The 508-nt window shown below is 73.2% G+C and carries 1 protein-coding gene; it reads right to left on the bottom strand.

Annotated features, from left to right (window positions below):
- Positions 1 to 474 (bottom strand): ketoacyl-synthetase C-terminal extension domain-containing protein (locus Acy02nite_RS45705; protein ID WP_307872317.1); only part of this gene is annotated, 474 nt, incomplete at its 3' end.
- Between the last annotated feature and the right edge of the window lie 34 nt (positions 475 to 508).

The following is a 508-nucleotide window of genomic DNA, read 5'->3' as shown; positions in this document are numbered from 1 at the left end:
GGTCGCGTAGAGCTCGCGGCCCATCCCGGCGCGCTGCGAGCCCTGACCGGTGAAGACGATCGCCAGGCGGCCGGCCGAGGAGACGCCCTCGATCGTCGTGTCGCCGAGAACGACAGCGCGGTGCCGCATGACCGGACGCCGGATCAGCGCCCGAGCCACGTCCGGCGCCGGGGCGTCGAGTCGGCGCACCAGGTCGATGTAGGCGCGGAGCCCGTCCTCGGTGGCGGCGCTGACCGCCACGGGGGCGGTGAGTCCCCGCGGGGAGGTGGCCGGCTCGGTGACCGGGCCGGCTTCGAGGATGACGTGGGCGTTGGTGCCGCTGATGCCGAACGACGACACCGCCGCACGACGCGGCCGGTCCACCGACGGCCAGTCCCGCGACGAAGTGAGCAGTTCCACCGCACCGGCGGTCCAGTCCACCTGCGAGGATGGCTCGTCGACATGCAGCGTGCGCGGCAGGACGCCGTACCGCATGGCCTGAACCATCTTGATGATGCCGGCGACCCCC

The organism is Actinoplanes cyaneus (assembly GCF_016862095.1).
GTDB lineage: Bacteria > Actinomycetota > Actinomycetes > Mycobacteriales > Micromonosporaceae > Actinoplanes > Actinoplanes cyaneus.
Note: the sequence above shows the minus strand (reverse complement) of the source record. Positions and strands in the feature narration are given on the sequence as shown.